The 18,084-nt window shown below is 36.1% G+C and carries 18 protein-coding genes; 3 read left to right on the top strand and 15 right to left on the bottom strand.

The window, feature by feature from the left end:
- Nucleotides 1–29: 29 nt before the first annotated feature.
- From rluF to OLM61_RS04240, 3 genes are all read right to left on the bottom strand, one after another.
- Complete coding sequence (gene rluF / locus OLM61_RS04250) at nucleotides 30–842, bottom strand: 23S rRNA pseudouridine(2604) synthase RluF (protein ID WP_264525239.1); 813 nt, start codon at nucleotides 840–842, stop codon at nucleotides 30–32.
- A 281-nt stretch (nucleotides 843–1,123) separates the two neighbouring features.
- The gene (locus tag OLM61_RS04245; protein WP_264525238.1) at nucleotides 1,124–1,468 is read right to left on the bottom strand and encodes an antibiotic biosynthesis monooxygenase family protein; all 345 of its coding nucleotides are present in this window, start codon (nucleotides 1,466–1,468) and stop codon (nucleotides 1,124–1,126) included.
- 10 nt (nucleotides 1,469–1,478) lie between these two features.
- Nucleotides 1,479–2,627 carry a cytochrome P450 gene (locus OLM61_RS04240; protein ID WP_264525237.1) on the bottom strand — a complete coding sequence of 383 codons (1,149 nt, stop codon included), beginning with the start codon at nucleotides 2,625–2,627 and terminating at the stop codon, nucleotides 1,479–1,481.
- A 75-nt stretch (nucleotides 2,628–2,702) separates the two neighbouring features.
- Between OLM61_RS04240 and OLM61_RS04235 the strand changes: the two genes are divergently transcribed.
- On the top strand, nucleotides 2,703–3,383 hold the full coding sequence (locus OLM61_RS04235; protein WP_264525236.1) for an ArsR/SmtB family transcription factor: 681 nt from the start codon (nucleotides 2,703–2,705) through the stop codon (nucleotides 3,381–3,383).
- 140 nt (nucleotides 3,384–3,523) lie between these two features.
- Here OLM61_RS04235 and OLM61_RS04230 read toward each other — a convergent pair whose 3' ends face one another.
- From OLM61_RS04230 to OLM61_RS04220, 3 genes are all read right to left on the bottom strand, one after another.
- Nucleotides 3,524–4,387, bottom strand: coding sequence for an alpha/beta fold hydrolase (locus tag OLM61_RS04230; RefSeq protein ID WP_264525235.1), 864 nt, complete (start codon nucleotides 4,385–4,387; stop codon nucleotides 3,524–3,526).
- Between the two features lie 188 nt (nucleotides 4,388–4,575).
- A complete protein-coding gene (locus OLM61_RS04225; RefSeq protein WP_173964407.1) occupies nucleotides 4,576–5,355 on the bottom strand; it encodes a zinc ribbon domain-containing protein in 780 nt (259 codons plus the stop codon).
- A gap of 3 nt (nucleotides 5,356–5,358) precedes the next feature.
- Complete coding sequence (locus OLM61_RS04220; RefSeq protein ID WP_264525234.1) at nucleotides 5,359–6,453, bottom strand: Nif3-like dinuclear metal center hexameric protein; 1,095 nt, start codon at nucleotides 6,451–6,453, stop codon at nucleotides 5,359–5,361.
- Nucleotides 6,454–6,558: 105 nt separating this feature from the next.
- On the opposite strand from OLM61_RS04220, the gene lpxK reads away from it, so the two are divergent.
- A complete protein-coding gene (lpxK, locus tag OLM61_RS04215; RefSeq protein WP_264525233.1) occupies nucleotides 6,559–7,575 on the top strand; it encodes a tetraacyldisaccharide 4'-kinase in 1,017 nt (338 codons plus the stop codon).
- A gap of 20 nt (nucleotides 7,576–7,595) precedes the next feature.
- On the opposite strand, the gene OLM61_RS04210 is transcribed toward lpxK, so the two are convergent.
- The 3 genes from OLM61_RS04210 to lipA form a co-directional block, all read right to left on the bottom strand.
- The gene (locus OLM61_RS04210) at nucleotides 7,596–9,764 is read right to left on the bottom strand and encodes an ATP-binding protein (protein ID WP_264525232.1); all 2,169 of its coding nucleotides are present in this window, start codon (nucleotides 9,762–9,764) and stop codon (nucleotides 7,596–7,598) included.
- Nucleotides 9,765–9,791: 27 nt separating this feature from the next.
- Nucleotides 9,792–10,790 (bottom strand): type I glyceraldehyde-3-phosphate dehydrogenase, encoded by a 999-nt coding sequence (gap, locus tag OLM61_RS04205; RefSeq protein WP_264525231.1) that lies wholly within the window; start codon nucleotides 10,788–10,790, stop codon nucleotides 9,792–9,794.
- A gap of 90 nt (nucleotides 10,791–10,880) precedes the next feature.
- Nucleotides 10,881–11,747: a lipoyl synthase gene (lipA, locus tag OLM61_RS04200; protein ID WP_264525230.1), complete on the bottom strand. Its 867-nt coding sequence runs from the start codon at nucleotides 11,745–11,747 to the stop codon at nucleotides 10,881–10,883.
- A 331-nt stretch (nucleotides 11,748–12,078) separates the two neighbouring features.
- Here lipA and OLM61_RS04195 point away from each other — a divergent pair, with 331 nt between their 5' ends.
- On the top strand, nucleotides 12,079–12,942 hold the full coding sequence (locus OLM61_RS04195; RefSeq protein WP_264525229.1) for a M48 family metalloprotease: 864 nt from the start codon (nucleotides 12,079–12,081) through the stop codon (nucleotides 12,940–12,942).
- Between the two features lie 67 nt (nucleotides 12,943–13,009).
- Here OLM61_RS04195 and OLM61_RS04190 read toward each other — a convergent pair whose 3' ends face one another.
- From OLM61_RS04190 to murB, 6 genes are all read right to left on the bottom strand, one after another.
- On the bottom strand, nucleotides 13,010–13,390 hold the full coding sequence (locus OLM61_RS04190) for a PH domain-containing protein (protein WP_264525228.1): 381 nt from the start codon (nucleotides 13,388–13,390) through the stop codon (nucleotides 13,010–13,012).
- Nucleotides 13,391–13,614: 224 nt separating this feature from the next.
- A complete protein-coding gene (locus OLM61_RS04185) occupies nucleotides 13,615–14,445 on the bottom strand; it encodes an energy transducer TonB (protein ID WP_264525227.1) in 831 nt (276 codons plus the stop codon).
- 155 nt (nucleotides 14,446–14,600) lie between these two features.
- Nucleotides 14,601–15,152, bottom strand: a complete 552-nt coding sequence (locus OLM61_RS04180) for an RNA polymerase sigma factor (RefSeq protein ID WP_173964399.1) — start codon at nucleotides 15,150–15,152, stop codon at nucleotides 14,601–14,603.
- Nucleotides 15,143–16,249: a glycosyltransferase gene (locus OLM61_RS04175; protein ID WP_264525226.1), complete on the bottom strand. Its 1,107-nt coding sequence runs from the start codon at nucleotides 16,247–16,249 to the stop codon at nucleotides 15,143–15,145. Before OLM61_RS04175 ends, OLM61_RS04180 begins: the two co-directional genes overlap by 10 nt.
- A gap of 83 nt (nucleotides 16,250–16,332) precedes the next feature.
- The gene (locus OLM61_RS04170) at nucleotides 16,333–16,947 is read right to left on the bottom strand and encodes an FMN-binding negative transcriptional regulator (RefSeq protein WP_264525225.1); all 615 of its coding nucleotides are present in this window, start codon (nucleotides 16,945–16,947) and stop codon (nucleotides 16,333–16,335) included.
- 77 nt (nucleotides 16,948–17,024) lie between these two features.
- A complete protein-coding gene (gene murB / locus OLM61_RS04165; protein WP_264525224.1) occupies nucleotides 17,025–18,038 on the bottom strand; it encodes a UDP-N-acetylmuramate dehydrogenase in 1,014 nt (337 codons plus the stop codon).
- Between the last annotated feature and the right edge of the window lie 46 nt (nucleotides 18,039–18,084).

Raw genomic sequence — 18,084 nt, 5'->3', positions numbered from 1 at the left:
TTATAAATCAATGGGATTTTTTTATCGGTTTAGTAATCTCCTTTTTTCTTAAATCGGGGATCGTGTTTAGAGATGAATTCTGTTCTTCGTCTCGGAGCTTCTTCCTTTGGCAAACTTGCTTCCTCTGTTTTACTCGATGGTTCAATTAAGCGGTTTAGTTCTTTAATTTCATCATCAGTCAAATCGCGGTAACGTCCCACCGGAACATCCAGTGAAATATTAATAATTCGGATACGTTTTAAAGCCGTTACATCATATCCCAAATATTCACACATTCTACGAATCTGGCGGTTCAGACCTTGTGTCAGAATAATTTTGAAAGTGTATTTGCTGATTTGCTCTACTTTACATTTTCGGGTAACTGTGTCTAAAATCGGAACACCATTTCCCATTCGCTGAATAAAACGATCTGTAATAGGTTTGTTAACCGTTACCGTATATTCTTTTTCGTGGTTGTTTCTGGCGCGCAGAATTTTGTTGACAATATCACCGTCATTCGTCATAAAAATCAATCCTTCACTCGCTTTGTCCAGACGTCCAATTGGGAAAATACGTTTCGGGTAATTAATATAATCTACAATATTATTTCGAACCTCGAGATTGGTGGTACATTCAATTCCAACAGGTTTGTTGAACGCCAAATACACCATTTTTTCGTGTTTTTCTACAATAAGCTTTCCATCAATACGTACTTCGTCATCCGGCGAAACTTTTGTTCCCATTTCCGGTACGGCACCATTTATTGTTACGCGTCCTTCTTCAATAAGTTTATCGGCTTCACGACGAGAGCAATACCCAGTTTCTCCTATAAATTTATTCAGACGTTTTAAATTCTCTTCCATACTGCAAAAGTAGTCAAAATTTAGACTTCTTAGAATTTTAGATTCCAGACTTTAGATTGTTGGATTGTGAATTTTACACAATCTTGTTTTTTGAGGCACGAAATCTTCACAAACGTTTTATAGAACACGGATGATGCGGATTCGCTCCGCAAAGACGCGGATTAAACGGATTCTGTCATAAATTTATTATTCTAAAAATTGTCAAGAATGCGTTACTTTAACTGTAAGATAATGTCTTAAAAAAAAACTTTGTACCTCTGAGCCTTTGCCACTTTGAACCTCTATTCATGATATGACAAACTATCCGAAGGAGTTTCTTTCCGGTCAAACATTCCGTAATCGCGAACTACTGAGGCAATTCTTAAGTGATAATCTTTAAAAACTTCATTTCGCCCCTTTGCTTGCGCATGACGATGCATTTCAAGATTTCTCCATTGCTGAATGCTTTCTTCGTCTCTCCAGAAAGACAGCGACAAAACTTTGTCAGGATCGCTAAAACTCTGAAAACGTTCTATCGAAATAAATCCATCGATATGGTCTAATTCTGGTCGCAAGCTTGCAGCGATGTTCAGATATTCTTCTTTTTTTCCTTCGTTAGGGATTACTTCAAAAATTACAGCTATCATATTTTGTTTTTTATTTTATCGAAATCCAGATATGTTTTGGTAATCTGGCATTAATCAGGGGTTCGTATTTTATATTATTTTCTAGAAGTGTGATTGTTTTATATTCATGAAATAGAAACCATAAAACTTCAGTCGCCAAATTAATTGAAAAATGTTTTGCAAGACACATATGTCCACCAATTCCAAAAGTTAGATTTTCGTCATTATTGTTTCTCTCAAAATCAAAAATAAGAGGATTTTTAAACTTTTCAGAATCACGATTTGCCGAAGCAAGTACAATTAATATAGGGTCATTTTTTTTAATTAGGCTTTCGCCGATAGTAATATCTCCATTTGCAATTCGTCTTGTATTATGAATGGGCGGATCAAATCGTAGCGTTTCTATAACTGATTTTTGTATTTCGCCTTTATCTGAAAAACTTTTGTTAGCAAGAATTTGTAATAATGAATTACTCAAAATTCCTCGTCCGGCGTCATAACTCTGAATAAAAAATCCGATCAAATTACTAGTCGCTATTTTTTTTATTTCGTCAAGCGAAAGAGTTTCTGATTCTAATAATTTATTTGATAAAGATTCATAGAAATCGAATGATAAATATTTTTCAGTGATAGAAAATATGGTTTCAGAAATTTCATTGATCCATTTTACTTGTTCTTCACTTTTAGCCGGAAGCATTATTTGGACTAAAGCTTCGATATTATCTAATATAAAAGCAGAATCATTTTCCTTAAAACCAAAACTTTTCAAAAGAACCAAAAGCGGTAATTTTTTACAAACCGAATTTACCCAATCAATTTTGTTTTCGATTACATCATCTTTTATCAATTGAGAAAGTAATGCCGTGATGTGGACAGATTTTAGGTTTGAAAATAGTAAAGTGGCAATTTCGCGATTTATAGTGTGTTCAATTCCATTTGATAATCTTGTTAAGTTAGTCAGAATATCTAATGCGTGTTTATTTAATTTTTGTTCGTTGTTTAAATTGATAACCGGAATTAAAGCTTTTGGATTTTTTAGAATTTCAACACAATGTCTGTAGGAGTAAATTGCCCAGATTTTATTGTCTTTGTCCCAATGTATGGGGTTTTGATCCAGCATCAGTTTATAGATTGAATAAGGATCTTGCACATCGGACTGAAGGAATAAAGTAGCGGTCATGTAGATTGTTTTTAGCAAAGTTATTTAACTTTACAAAAGAATACTTCATTCTATATTTAACTATGAAAACCTAAAATGGAAGATCAATTTATAAAAGCGGCAGGATTAATTGGTGATGCTACGCGCGCAGCTATTATGTGGACATTGCTAGACGGAAGGGCTTTTACTGCCACAGAACTTTCAGTTGCTGTAAATACATCGCCGCAAAATATGAGTATGCATTTGGGCAAACTTCTTGAAGCAAATTTATTGGCTGTCGAAAAACAAGGTCGACATAAATACTACAGGTTTTCTAGTAAAGAAGTTGCTTATGTCGTTGAAGCAATGGCAAACCTAATTCCGAAGCCGGAGATTTCATCAAAAAAGAAAACCGAAAATTATCCTCCAATAAAATATTGCCGAACTTGTTATGATCACTTGGCGGGTAAAATAGGAGTGGCTTTAGCCAATAGTTTAGTCGAACAAAAAATAATAATCGAAAATAATAACACTTTCGGAATTAGTCCTGAAGGAGAAAAATGGTTCTCAGATTTCGGAATTAATTTAGAAGAAGCCCAAAAGCAAAAACGAATATTCTTAAAACCATGTCTCGACTGGAGCGAAAGACGAAATCATATCGCGGGATCAGTAGGAACCTTGTTGTTGAATAAAATGCTGGAGCAAGACTGGATCAGAAGAACGAAAGATTCAAGAGCAGTTATAATAACAGGAAAAGGTGAAAAAGAATTGTTGAAGAATTTTAAAATTGTTGTTTAAATGCAATCTTGTCATCTCAACCGAGGGGAGAGATGACACACGAAACTCGACATAGATCGGGTTTTCGTTGCGGAATTACTAACGAATATTTCTCCTTTATCGTAATCAAAAGCAATAAAAAAACTTAGTGCCTCAGTACCTTAGCTCCTTTCCTCAGCAGCAAACAAAAATTCAATAACCTTCTGATACAACTCGTCGTCATGCATTCCGTGGCCTAGGCCTTTCGTTTCAATAAACTGACTGTTTTTCCAATTGCTCGCAATTTTTTTTCCTTCTTCAAAAGCAACGATCTTATCTGAAGTGTCGTGTGCGATTAAACCCGAAACATTAAATTGGGAGGCAAAGCGTTGTCCGGAAAAATCTTCGAGTTTGAAATTGAAGCGATTCATGAATTTGCCTTCTAAAAGTGTAAACATTTTGGTGTTTAAACTCAACATTGAGATATAATTGTCGATCAGTGTTTTCAGGTCGGATGGAGCGCCAAGAATGACCATTTTGTTGATACTGGTGTTGGGAAACAAGTATTGATGGTAAACACAGGCAGCACCTCCGATAGAATGACCGATAATAATGGTGGGCTGGTATTTTTCTACCGCCTTATTGATAAATTCGGCATAGAGCGGAACGTTAAATTCTTTACCGCTGCTTTGTCCGTGTGCAGGAGCATCAATCGCAATAATGGTGCTTCCTGATTTTTGAAGATGTGGCAGCGTTTTTTTCCAGCGGGAAGCATTACTTTCCCAGCCGTGAACAAGCAATATTTTAGTTTCGTTACCCTTCCAGATGTAGGTTTGAAAATGATGCTCGTTATGATGAAACGTTTCTGTTTCGGTATTTCTTAATACTTTGGGCAGGCTGTCCTTCTGAAGTCTCCCAATTCTGGGCTGACTGAAAAGTGCATAAGAAAGCTCAACGGCTTTTTGTGGGCGAACGTAACTTAAAAAGTTAATGTAAGATCCGACCGATTTTAATGTGATGAAGCGTATTCCTTTTTTAATTCCCAAAACGTAATTTTTTTTCTAAAGGTAAAAAATATGATTCTAAATTGGGTGAAAAATGTTTTGCCACAGATTAAAGTGATTTATAACGGATTTTATTTCACTCTTTAGTGGTTTTCCATCTGTGTTAATCTTTTTAATCTGTGGCAAAAATAAATGCAAAAAAAAAGTCCCGATTGGATCGGGACTTGTATTTAGAATTTAGAGAACAATTGTTCCATTTTTTCTTTTTCTTCTTCAGCTAATGCGCTGTCAACTAAAATTCTTCCAGAGTGCTCATCAGTAATGATTTTCTTTCTTGAAGCAATTTCTACCTGAGTTTGTGGTGGAATTGTAAAGAATGATCCTGCTGAAGCTCCTCTTTCGATAGATACAACTGCCAAACCGTTACGAACACTACTTCTGATTCTTACATAAGCAGCTAATAATCTTTCTTCAATTTGACCTGAATACTCAGCAGATTTCTCTGTTAAGAAGATTTCTTCTTTTTGAGTTTCAGACATAATTGCATCCAGTTCTGATTTTTTATGTTTTAAATGAGAACTTTTTGCGTCAAGTTTTTCTTTTAAATTAGAAATAACTTCTTTTTTATGTTCGATAGAAGCCTTCATTTCTTTGATTTGCTTTTCAGCCAATTGAATTTCTAATTCTTGAAATTCAACCTCTTTAGTCAAAGAATTAAATTCTCTGTTATTACGAACTGATTCTTGTTGTTTTGTGTATTTTTTGATAACCTCTTTGTGCTCGTCAATAGCGTTTTTCTTTGCTTTGATAAGATCCTCAATCACTTCAAGTTCACTTTTCAGTTTCTCTGAACGCGTGCTTAAACCTGCAACTTCATCCTCTAAATCCTCTACTTCTAAAGGAAGTTCTCCTCTTACGTTTCTGATTTCGTCAATTCGGGAGTCAATAAGCTGTAAATCGTATATTGCTCTTAACTTGTCCTCAACACTTAATTCTTTCGTATTCGCCATATTCTATAAGTACTTAACTGGATTTGTATTTTCTTCTGATAAAATGATTGCAAAATTAAGGATTTTTTTTCGAAGATAATCAACAATATAGTTTTTTGTATACCGTTCGCTCTCAAAATGACCAATATCGGCCAAAAGAAGTCGGTTTTCTGCTTCATAAAACTGATGGTATTTTAAATCGGCAGTCAAAAAAGCATCGGCTCCACTCTGAATGGCATTTTTTATGGCAAAACTTCCTGAGCCCCCAAGAACAGCTACTTTTTTGATTTTTTTGCCCAGAAAGGCCGAATGGCGTATTCCGTCGGCAATCATTTTGTCTTTTACAAAAAGCAGAAAGTCTTTTTCATCCATTTCGCTCTCAAATTCGCCGATCATTCCGAGGCCAATATTCTGATGTGCGTTTTGTATGTTATAAATTTCATAGGCAACTTCTTCGTAGATATGACTGGAAAAAAGTGCTTTCAGAATTTTTGACTGCAAATGTTTTTCATAAATAACTTCAATTTTTATTTCCGTTCCGGTATGTAATTTTCCTTTTTCTCCAATGACCGGATTGCTGTTTTCATTTCCCTGAAACGTGAAAAAACCTTCTGTATTAAAACTGCAATTGTCATAATTTCCAATGGTTCCGGCACCGGCTTCAAACATGGCATTTCTCACTTTTTCGGAATTGTCGACAGTGGTATAAGTAACTAACTTTTGAATAAAATTTTGTTTCGGAACCAAAACTTTTGTGTTGACTAAGCCTAATGCATCACAAAATATTTTATTAACCCCTTGCGAATGGTTGTCTAAAGCGGTATGTACGGCATAAATAGCGATGTCGTTTTTGATGGCTTTCAAAATGGCGCGTTCCACATAGTTTTTTCCTGTGATTTTTTTGATTCCGGAGAATAAAATAGGGTGAAAGCAAACCACCAGATTGCAGTTTTTGGCAATTGCTTCCTCAATAACCTGCTCTAAGGCATCATGGCAAACCAAAACTCCTGTACTTTCAGTTTCGGTATTACCCACTAAGAGTCCGACATTGTCAAAATCTTCGGCATACCCCAGAGGGGCCATTTCTTCAAGGACCGCTATTATATCTTTGATTTTCATTTTTTAGTTTTGTTTTGGGTTTCAAGTTCCAAGTTTCAGGTTTCAAGTTCCAGGTTATGGCGGAAACTTGAAACAAATTAACGAAAAATATTATACTTTCGTAAAATGAATGTACTTAGAAAAATACTTTTCCCCTTTGCCATTTTATACGGATTCATTACTGCCGTAAGGAATTTTCTTTTTGACAAAGGAATTTTGAAATCTGTTTCATTTGATATTCCGGTGATTGCTGTTGGAAATCTTAGTGTTGGCGGAACGGGTAAAACCCCTCAAATCGAATATCTTATCCGACTCTTGTCGGATCGTTATAAAGTGGCGGCGCTCAGCCGTGGTTACAAACGAAAATCAGAAGGTTATGTATTGGCCAGTGAGAGTTCTAATGCTGAAATTTTAGGCGACGAACCTTTTCAGTTTTATCAAAAATTCCCCAATATTCAGGTAGCTGTTGATGCCAACAGAAGAAACGGAATCACGCAATTGCTTTCGCAAACAGAAAAACCACAGGTAATTTTGTTAGATGACGCTTACCAACACCGAAAAGTAAAAGCAGGGTTTTATATTTTACTAAGTTCCTATGACGATTTGTATGCCGATGATTTTATGCTGCCAACCGGAAATCTAAGAGAGAGCAGAAGCGGGGCGAACAGAGCCGATATTGTCATCATAACAAAATGTCCGAAAGAGCTATCAGAACAGAAACAGGAAGAAATCAGACTGAAGTTAAAGCTCAGCTGCTCGCAACAGCTCTATTTTACTTTTATTGATTATGATGATTTTATTTATAGTAAAGACCAGAAAATTGCAGTACACGATATCCAATCAGAATCAAAATTGCTTTTGGCTGGAATTGCAAAACCGACTCCGTTTTTTGATTATTTAAAAAATGAAAAAGACGAGTGTCTGACTTTTCCCGATCATCACCATTTCTCGGATGCCGATTTAGAAACCATTCAGCATAAAGCGCAGGGGAGGAAAATTATTACGACCGAGAAAGATTATGTGCGTTTAAAAGATTCAAAGTTGGCTTCGATCCTGTATTATCTTCCTATAAAAAGTACGTTTATCAACCACCAGCAAAATTTCGATACTACCGTGCTGGAGTATGTAAAAGCAGGGTTATAATTTCTTGAGAGTAGCGTTAGTTAGAAAAACTTGGCTATAATGCTGTAAAATTCGTCCGGAACAAATGGTTTTGTAATCACATCGTTCATGCCGTAAGATAGCAGCATGTCTCTGTTTTCGTCAAGCGAAATAGCGGTAAGGGCTATAATCGGAGTTGTTTTGTCAAACTCTCTGATTAATTTTGTCGCTGTAGTTCCGTTGATTCCCGGTAAGTGAACATCCATTAGAATCATATCAAATCGTTTTACTTTTAAAAGCTCAACAGCATCTTCACCATTGTCGATAATTTCGCAGGAAATGTTTTTGTTCTCCAACATTTTTCGGGTAATCATCTGATTGATTTTGTTGTCTTCAATCAACAGAATCGCCTTGTTTTCTAATTGCGTATCGTTATAGGGTTTTATTTCTTCAATAGTTTTCAATTGCTCTTTGTTAATCTTAAAATTTAATTTGAATGTAAAAGTCGAACCTTTGCCTACTTCACTTTTTAGTTTGATTTCTCCCCCCAAAAGTTCAATTAGTTTTTTGACAATGGTAAGTCCAAGGCCGGTTCCGCCATATTTTCTGTTTACTTCTATGGATCCTTGCGAAAAGCTTTCAAAAACAGTTTGAAGCTTGTCTTCAGGGATACCAATTCCGGTGTCAACAATCTCAAAGTAAACAATTGCATTGTCGCCTTCCAGTTCGAATAACTTTGCAATGACACTCACATGTCCGTTTTGAGTGAATTTTAAAGCATTGTTGATTAAGTTCAGAATGATCTGAGACAGTTTTGTCGGGTCTCCAATTAAATTATCGGGGATGCTTTCGTCTATTTCAAGGTTAAAGTAGTTTTTGTTGGCCGTAGCTAGCTCCTTTAAAGAACTCTGAATGTTGAAGAGTAACTCTTTAAGATTGAAACTGATGTTTTCTATTTCAACTTTTGTGGAATCGATTTTATTAATTTCGAGGATTTCATTGATAAAAGTGGTCAGATAGTTCCCTGAGAATTTTAAAGATTCTAAATATTTTAATTGTGTTTTTTTAGGATTGTCTTCGAGTAACAAATGGGTAATTCCATTAATAGCATTTAATGGTGTCCGCAATTCGTGACTTACCGTTGATAAAAATTCAGATCTGGCTTTTGAGGCTTTTTCTGCTTTGTTTTTGGCCAATATGAGTTCTTTGTTTTTTTCTCTCAGGAGTAAGTTGTTCTGATTTCGAATAATGTTGTTTTTGTACAAAGCCAGACTCAAAAGGGACAAAATCGAAATAAGGGCAATCGCCAAAATACTCACCAGTTTAGAATAACGATAGGTTTTTAACTGGATTTTTTCTTCGCTTTCCTTTTTAATACTGTCTTTTAAGGATTCGTTCTTTTTGAATTTTTCAAATTCATTCCGATCCGTTTTGTTGTTTTTTAATTTTAAGATGTAATTCTCTAATTGATAATGTTCTTCCAGATAGGAGTAGGCAAGGTCAAAATTTTTATTTTGTCTGTAGTACTGACTAATCGCTAAGACGATTTTTGATTTTTGAGCCAGGTTATTGGTTTTGGCATTATAGCTTAAAGCATTGTTGAAATAAACAATAGCCGAATCATTTCGTTTGAGTTGTGTTTCAATTAAACCAAGTTGATAATAGGAGTCGATTTTGGCTTTTAGGTTTGCCGGAAGGTCTGTTTCCTGTGTTATTTTACGAAAAGTTTGGGCAGCTAAGGGTAGATTTTTGTTGTTTTTTAAGGCTATCGCTTTTTGATAACTCAACACTTCGGCCGGATCTGTAATTTTTAATTGGTTTAAAAGCTCTTCGGTTTTTTTATAATAGATTTCCCCCGCCTGGTAATTGCCTTTTACCGTATTTGTCAGACCAATATAATGTAAAGCCAGAGCCTTGGTACAGGTTGGTTTTATATTTTGAAATAGAAAAACACTACGATGAAAGTTTTTCAGAGCTTCTTGGTAATTTTTTTGGCTGTAATAAATCTTTCCAAGCTTAAAAGTCTGATTGGCGAGGTTTTCGGCTTTATCGTTTGTTTCGCAAAAGTCAATGGACTTTTTGGTGTAAAAAATAGCCTTATCGTAGTTTTTATTGCTGAGACTGGCGTCTGTTAATTTGTTGTAATAGAAGACACTGTCTGTACTCTTTTTAGCCTGAGAGTACAAAAACGAATTTAATAGACAAACAACAATAAAAAGATAGTGTTTCATGTATGGCTATGCTTTTACAATGAATCTTTAAGTTTTTCTTATTAGTAAAATCAAATCGATCAATCTTGATGAGTAGCCAATTTCGTTATCGTACCAGCCCACAACTTTTACCATTTTGTCAATAACCGAAGTTAATTGAGCATCAAACAAACACGAATGCGTATTGCCAATTACATCAACTGAAACAATTGGATCTTCAGTGTAATCTAATATTCCTTTTAAATTTGTTTTTGAGGCTTCTTCAAATGCTTTATTTATTTCTTCAATCGTAACAGCGCGTTTTACATTAAATGTGATATCGGTTAAAGAACCATCAGGAACGGGTACGCGAATTCCACATCCTCCGATTTTATGATGCAAGTTAGGGAAAATTTTTGTTAATGCCTTAGCTGCACCTGTTGTTGTTGGAACAATCGACTGACTTGCACCTCTCGCACGACGCAAATCCTTATGTGGCTGGTCGTGAAGACTCTGATCTGTGGTGTAAGAGTGTATGGTTGTGATATAGGCTTGTTCAATTCCACACAATTCATCGATGATTTTGATCATCGGAGCCGCATTGTTTGTTGTACAGCTCGCGTTTGAAACAATGTTTTCGCTTCCGTCCAGAATCGTTTCGTTAACGCCTAAAACTACCGTTTTGATGGTGTCAACTTCTGATGGCGCCGAAAGAATTACTTTTTTGGCACCAGCTTCAATATGGGCGTTTAATTCCTCGTGTGTTTTGTACTTTCCTGTTGATTCAATTACAAGATCGATGTCGTGACGTTTCCAGTCCAGATTAGAAATGCTTTTTTCGTGAAAAAAGAAAAAATGTTTTCCGTCAACAATAATCCCTTCTTCGTCATGACTGACTTTAAAGGGTAAGACTCCGTGAATACTGTCGTATTTTATTAAATGCGACATGGTTTTGTTATCGGCGATGTCGTTGATGGCAACTACTTCAATTTCAGGATGGTTTAGAAGTAAGCGAAATAAATTTCGGCCGATTCTTCCAAAACCGTTTATAGCAATTCTTGTTTTCAAGCTTTCGATTGTTTGTTACATCGTTTAATCGTCGATTGGTTTAACCGTAGCTACGATTAAACGATTGAACAAATAAACGGTTAGACTTTTTTATAAAATGTGTTTTTGTGCTTTGTAAGAAGAACGAACCAGCGGGCCGCTTTCTACATGACGGAAACCTAATTCAAGGCCAAACTTTTCATATTTAGCAAACTGATCAGGCGTTATAAATTCTTTTACAGGCAAATGTTTTTTACTTGGCTGTAGGTACTGGCCAATAGTAACAACGTCAACATTTGCATTTCGTAAATCAGTCATCGTCTGAAAAACTTCTTCTTCAGTTTCTCCAAGACCCAGCATAATTCCAGATTTGGTTCTGTTGATTCCCTTTTCTTTCAGGTAGCGTAAAACTTCGAGACTACGATCGTATTTGGCCTGAATACGTACTTCACGGGTCAAACGGCGAACTGTTTCAACATTGTGTGAAACGACTTCAGGATTGGCCTCAACAATTCGGTCGATGTTTCTTTCGATTCCCTGAAAATCCGGAATTAAAGTTTCAAGAGTAGTATTCGGATTCATTCTTCGGATTGCTTTAACCGTTTCAATCCAAATAATAGATCCGCCATCTTTTAAATCATCTCTGTCGACACTGGTAATTACGGCATGTTTAATGTTCATAATTTTGATCGAACGGGCTACTTTTTCAGGCTCGTCCCAATCAACCGTTTCAGGGCGTCCGGTTTTTACACCGCAAAATCCGCAGGAACGGGTACATACATTTCCCAGAATCATAAAAGTGGCTGTACCTTCTCCCCAGCATTCTCCCATATTTGGGCAGCTTCCGGAGGTACAAATAGTGTTTAGGCTATATTTATCAACCAAACCACGTAGTTCAGTATATTTTTGTCCAATAGGAAGTTTAACCTTTAACCATTTAGGTTTTCCCGTTGGTATATTTTCAATGATTGTTTCCATATATCAAAATTCAAAGTACAAAGATAAGCAATGTAGTTTATTTGGAGATTCGTTTAAGATTTAATTTGGTATTGATGTGCACAGAGTTTTTAAAACGCACTTTTGGTGATAATCTTGCGAGGGTGTTAAATTATTGTTTTTAAAGCATTGATGCTTATTGAAATACCTGTTTTTTGTTTGTGAAATGGAATAAGAGCAATGATTTTGACTGACTGCTCATTTTTACTCATTTAAAATTTATATCTTTATTTGTTAAAAAATTAGTGGTAACCGAATCAAAACGGAATTGGGTTTGTACTACATTTGTTGTTAAATTGTAATCATATAAAACATGAAAAAGAAATTTATAGTATTGGGAGTTTTGTTTGCCGCTTTTGGTTTTACGAAAGTAAACGCGCAGATTAATTTTGGTGAAAAAGCGATGAGTGCTGTTCAAAAAGGAGTTAGCGGTTTTACTTTTAGTAATGCTGATGCTGCTGCTTTATCAAAAGCTGCTGTTGATAAAATGGATGCTGAACACGAAGTTGCAGCTGCGACCGATCCTTACACTGTAAGACTAAACAGGGTTTTTGGAAAATATACAAAAGGGGACGGATATACGTTAAACTATAAAGTTTATAAATTAAAAGAAGTCAATGCTTTTGCTACTGCTGACGGAAGTGTGCGTGTGTATTCGGGATTAATGGATATCATGGATGACAATGAATTGCTTGCCGTAATTGGTCACGAAATTGGACACGTAGCCAATCATGACTCTCAGGATGCGATTAAAGCGGCCTATAGAAAAGAAGCTTTGCTGGAAGGAGCTGCTTCACAATCGGCAACTATTGCAAGTGTTACCGACAGCCAGTTGGGTAAAATCGGAAGTGCGATTATCGATAGTAAATTCAGCCGTAAACAAGAGGCAGAAGCCGATTTGTTTTCTTATGATTTCCTGAAAAAGAATGGTTATAATGTAAATGCCGAAGAATCTGCTTTTAGAATTCTGGCTAAGATGAGCGAAGGAAATGAAGCTTCATTTATTGATCAGATGATGAGTTCGCACCCGGATTCCAAACAAAGAGCTGAAGATGCTAAGAAAAGAGCAGAGAAAGATGGTTTGTATAAAGCGTATGTACAGCAAAAAATTGTAAATACTGCTCCGGCAAAAAAAGGAACTCCGGCTAAGAAAGCACCTGCTAAAAAGAAAAAATAATTTTAGATCGAATTTTTAATACTAAACCCGACAGATTTTAAAACCTGTCGGGTTTGTTGTATAAGGTTTAACCTAAAACGTGAAATGCAAGTACTTTTTGAACATCGTACACATTTACAGATTTGTTAAATTGTTTTACAATACTTGGTTGTAATTCGCTTGCCACCCAAATTTTTAGTTCGGCATCCAGATCAAACGTTCCTGCTGTTTCTACGCTAAAACGGGTAATGCTTCTGTAGGCAATTGATTTGTATTCTGTTTTACTACCTGTTATTCCCTGTACGTCAACCAGAATTAATCTTTTGTTGGTGAAGATAAAAGTATCACGGATGAGTTTAAAACCCATTTCGATTTCTTCGTTATCGGTTAAAAGTTGCCCGTATTTTTTAAGTAAATCGTCCTGACTCACAGAGCCGGCGTTGCCAAGAATAGCTGAAAATATTCCCATTTTTTAGTTTTTAATTTTAATAGATTTGATTTTCCTTTTTAGGAGTGGTAAAAGTAAGTAAAAATAAAAAGATGGAAAGGGTTTCTGCAAAGTTACGAAGCCGCAAAGCTTTAGTTTCTTTTGCTGCTTTGTGTGATTTATGCTGTAGTGTAAAAAGGTTTTTTTTAGCGGTTTCAAAAAAGACATAAAAAAAGCAGAACCTAAGTTCTGCTTTTTCGTTTTTATTATTCTGCTTCCGTTTTTATTGTGATTGGGAGGTTATAGGCAGTTCTAACGGGATTTCCGTTTAAAATACCAGGGCTCCATTTTGTTTTTAATGATTTCAATACTCTGATGGCTTCTTTACCAATTCCGTATCCTGGATCGTTTTTTACCATAATGTCGGTAATGGAACCGTCTTTTTCAATTACAAACGATACATATACTCTTAATGTTCTTTCCGCATCCAATTCCGGTTTGTTGAAATTGTTTCCTACGTATGAATAAAACTTAGCCATTCCTCCCGGAAATTCTGGTAGCTTGTCTAAATTTACGGGATTAACCGGGGTGTTGGTAGTGCCTGTTGAAGGCGCAACTTCTCCGCCGCCATTATTTCCCGGGATAGGATTTGCAGTAACGGGTCCTGTTCCGGCATTCGTATTGTCAACTACAGGATGATTGCCTGTGTTTGGTGCAATAACATCAGGTGTGGCCTGAGCCGTAGCTGTCACAACCGGATTTACCAATTGTGTACTGGTAACAGGTGGTGTAGCTGCGCTTTGTTGAGGTACAACCGGAGCTGGTGGTTCAGTTCTTACCTGAATCGGAGTTAGATCTACAGGTGTTAAGGGATCAGTAAGAACGGTTGGTTCTGTTTCTACAGGCTCATGTGCCCCAAACTTATTAATCAACACCGACGCACTTCCCAGACCTGCCAATAATAGCAATCCCATAAATAGCGCTGTAACTGAGTTTTTTGAACTCTCGTGGCGTAATTGATACGCGCCGTACTCTTTGTTCTTGTTTTCGAAAACAAGATCGGTCCAATTGGTTTCGTAGATGTTTGATTTAGTCATGATTTATGGATTTTAAGGTTAAGTAACATTAAATCATAGGCAGTACGGTTTTGGTTTTAGCTAACAACGAAAAGGTTGTTGTTTTAGTATGTGAATAATTAGGTTTTTTAAGAAAAAACACATGGATATTTTATTCTTTACCTAAAGATAATAAATTATCTGTTGCGTTCGATGATTTCTGCTAGTAATTTTTTAGCGCGAAGTAATTTTACTTTCACGTTGCTTAAAGGCTCGTTGATTTTCAGGGCTATTTCCTGATAAGTCATTTCCTGAAAGTAACGCAATTGAATGACCTCCTGGTAGTGAGGTTTTAATTCTTTGATGCATTGAAGTAAGCGCGAAAGATTTTGTTCTTTAATTAAAGCATCTTCGGCAGAGGGAGTAGGGTCGGCAATGTTGTAGGCCTGTTGGTCTTCGTTGTCTGTGATTTCTATAAAAAGACTGGTTTTCTTTTTACGTAACAAATCAATATAAACGTTTTTTGCAATAGCAATTAACCAGGTGTTGAATTGAAATTCGGGATTGTAACTGGCTATTTTGTCAAAAGCTTTAGAGAAGGTTTCGATCGTAATATCTTCAGCAATAGTTTCATTCTCGGTACGCTTTAGCATAAAGCCGTACACTTCGTTCCAGAAATAATCTAATAAAAAAGTAAAGGCGATCTGATCGCCTTTTTTAGCTTTTTCTATTTTAGAATTTATTTCCAATATACCGGTTTTGAAAAGATATTAGTTATAAAGATATTAATTTGTGTGAATATAAGTATGATTTCGACAACAGGAAACCAAACTTTTAAGTCATTTTCTTTTAGTTTACCCGCAGAAAATCCTATAACGGTCCATGCTACAGTGTAACGTGTCGCTAAAATAGCGAGCACAGCGATCCATTGAAACTGAAATGCTAATAATAAGATTGCTGCCAAAAAGAAAAACAATTGTGAGACAAAAAATAGTCCCAATTGCATCTTGTCAAAAGATTTGTAATGTTCTGCAGTAGAAATATGTCTTCTTTTTTGGGTGAACCACTCTTTGTAAGTTTCTTTCGGTTTAGAGTAGGTAAAGCTTTCAGGCGTGTACGCAATGGTTGTATTGTTTTTGTTTGCTGCCTGATTGATAAATAAATCATCATCGCCTGAACGAATCTGAATGTGCTCGATGAACCCATTTACATTAAAAAATTCTTCCTTTTTATACGCTAAGTTTCGTCCTACACCCATATAAGGAAGTCCTAGTTTAGCCCATGAAAAATATTGAACCGCTGTTAAAACGGTTTCAAAACGAATGATTTTGTTTAATAAAGAGCGCTCAATTTTTTCATAACCGCCATAACCCAAAACAATCGTTCGGTTCATCGTGAATTGTGAAGTCATTGCTGTGATCCATTCTGTTGAAGTGGGGTAACAATCGGCATCGGTAAATAACAGGTACTCTTTTTTGGAGGCTTTGATTCCTAAAGTCAGGGCGTATTTCTTATTTCCCCAGAAAGCTTCATTGTTTTGTACTTTAACCAGACGAATATTGTTGTACTGCTTTTCGAATTCTTCAAATACTTCAAGAGTTTCATCGCTTGAGGCATCGTCGATTAAAACAATTTCAAAATCAGGATAGTTTTGTTCTGCAAGCAGGGGGATGAATTTCTTAACATTTTCTTCTTCATTTTTTGCACAGACAATAACGGATACCGGAATTTTTTTCGGTGTTATTTCTTGTGGTTTGCCGAAAGCAAACTTTCCAAAAATTCCTAAATAGTAGAAAATCTGAATGAAAACAATAGCAATAAAGAAGTAAAATAAAGTTATAAGCATCTGATTTTAATGTCTTTTAATTTCTGAATCTTGCGAGTGCAAATGTACTCATGAAATCGTAATTTTCAATGGTTAAAATGAATTTACTTTCGGCATTTTGCCATTTCTTTCGCAACAGCAATAGCCTGAGGGTTTTCGGTTTTTTCTAACTCCGAAATTATGTTTTTATAATTGTGATCGTCCCTGTTCTGAGAGAGTTTTTTGGTAGCCTGAATTTCGTCGATTTCAATTTCGAAGCCAAAAATACCTCTGGCTTCACGCATGGTTCGCGCTGATAAATCTTCCACACGAACGGGATTTTTGGAATTGACTTCGTATTTGTCGACTAATTTTTTAAGTTGCTCGATTGAGGTAGCTTCGTCGACAATTTTAATTCGGCCGTAAACATGTACAGCGATATAATTCCAGGTTGGAACATTTTCGTGATCGTACCAGGACGATGAAATGTAGCTGTGCGGACCTGTAAATACAGCCAGAACCTGATCGTTTTCGGCAAAACCTTCGGCTTGCGGATTGAGTTTGGAAAGATGACCCTGTAAAATCTCTTTTCCGTCTGAATTCACTTCCAGCTCAATCGGAATATGTGTCGCACATAATTTTCCGTGCGTCTGATTGATCAGGATGCCAAAACTGTTTTCTTTCAAAAAAGTTCGGATCGATTCCGGGTCTTCGTTTTTGTATAAGTCTGGTGTGTACATTTTTTCTTTTTTAGGTTCAGAGGTACTAAGGAACTGAGGTGCTAAGGCTTAAGGATAGCTATCCAACAATCTAACTTCTAGATTACATTTACTTCCGCTTCAATCTGAATTCCGAAAGTATCAAAAACAGTTTTCTGTACCTCTTTGGAAACGGCCAAAATTTCCTGCCCGGTTGCATTTCCGTAATTTACTAAAACCAAGGCTTGGTTTTTATGAACTCCGGCGTCGCCAAAACGTTTTCCTTTAAAACCAGCTTGTTCGATTAGCCAGCCAGCCGGAACTTTTACTTCGGTTTCCGAAACTTCATAAAATTTCATTTCAGGGAATTTCTGATGGATTTTTTCGAAATCAGTTTTTAGTAAAATCGGGTTCTTAAAAAAACTTCCGCTATTTCCTAATTCTTTCGGATCTGGTAATTTGCTTTGTCTGATCGCAATCACAGCATTGCTCACCTCTTTTAAGGAAGGAACCGTAATGTTGTTTTTGGCTAGTTCTGCCATAATATCCCCGTAAGAAATATTGATTTTATGATTGCGTTTCGTCAGTTTGTAAATTACCGCTGTAATGATATATTGGTCTTTTACTTCGTTTTTGAAGACACTTTCTCTGTATCCAAACTTACATTCGGCATTGGTGAACGTTTTTATTTCCTGAGAGGCAATATTCATCGCTTCGCACGAAACAAAAGTATCTTTGATCTCTGTTCCGTAAGCACCAATATTCTGAACCGGCGTAGTACCTACATTTCCGGGAATGAGTGACATATTTTCCAAACCGCCAAAATTATTATCGATCGTCCAAAGTACGAAGTCGTGCCAGGTTTCACCGGCCTGACTTTCTACCCAGACAAAATCATCGTCTTCTTTGATGATTTTTTTGCCTTTTAAATCAATATGAATGACAAGAGCGTCGATATCCTGCGTTAAAAGCATATTGCTTCCTCCGCCTAAAATGAATTTTTGCTCGTTTTTATTTTCTTCTAAAATGGTTTTCAATTCGGCTACCGTGTGTACGGCAACAAATTGTCTTGCTTTGGCTTCAATGCCAAAAGTATTGTAGTTTTTTAAAGAAAAATTGGATTGGATTTCCATAAATAAAAGGCTTTTTTTGAAGAATTAATTCTGACTCCAAAAGTAA

The organism is Flavobacterium sp. N502536 (assembly GCF_025947345.1).
In the GTDB taxonomy this organism is placed as follows: domain Bacteria; phylum Bacteroidota; class Bacteroidia; order Flavobacteriales; family Flavobacteriaceae; genus Flavobacterium.
This window is presented reverse-complemented; position numbering and strand designations above follow the sequence as displayed.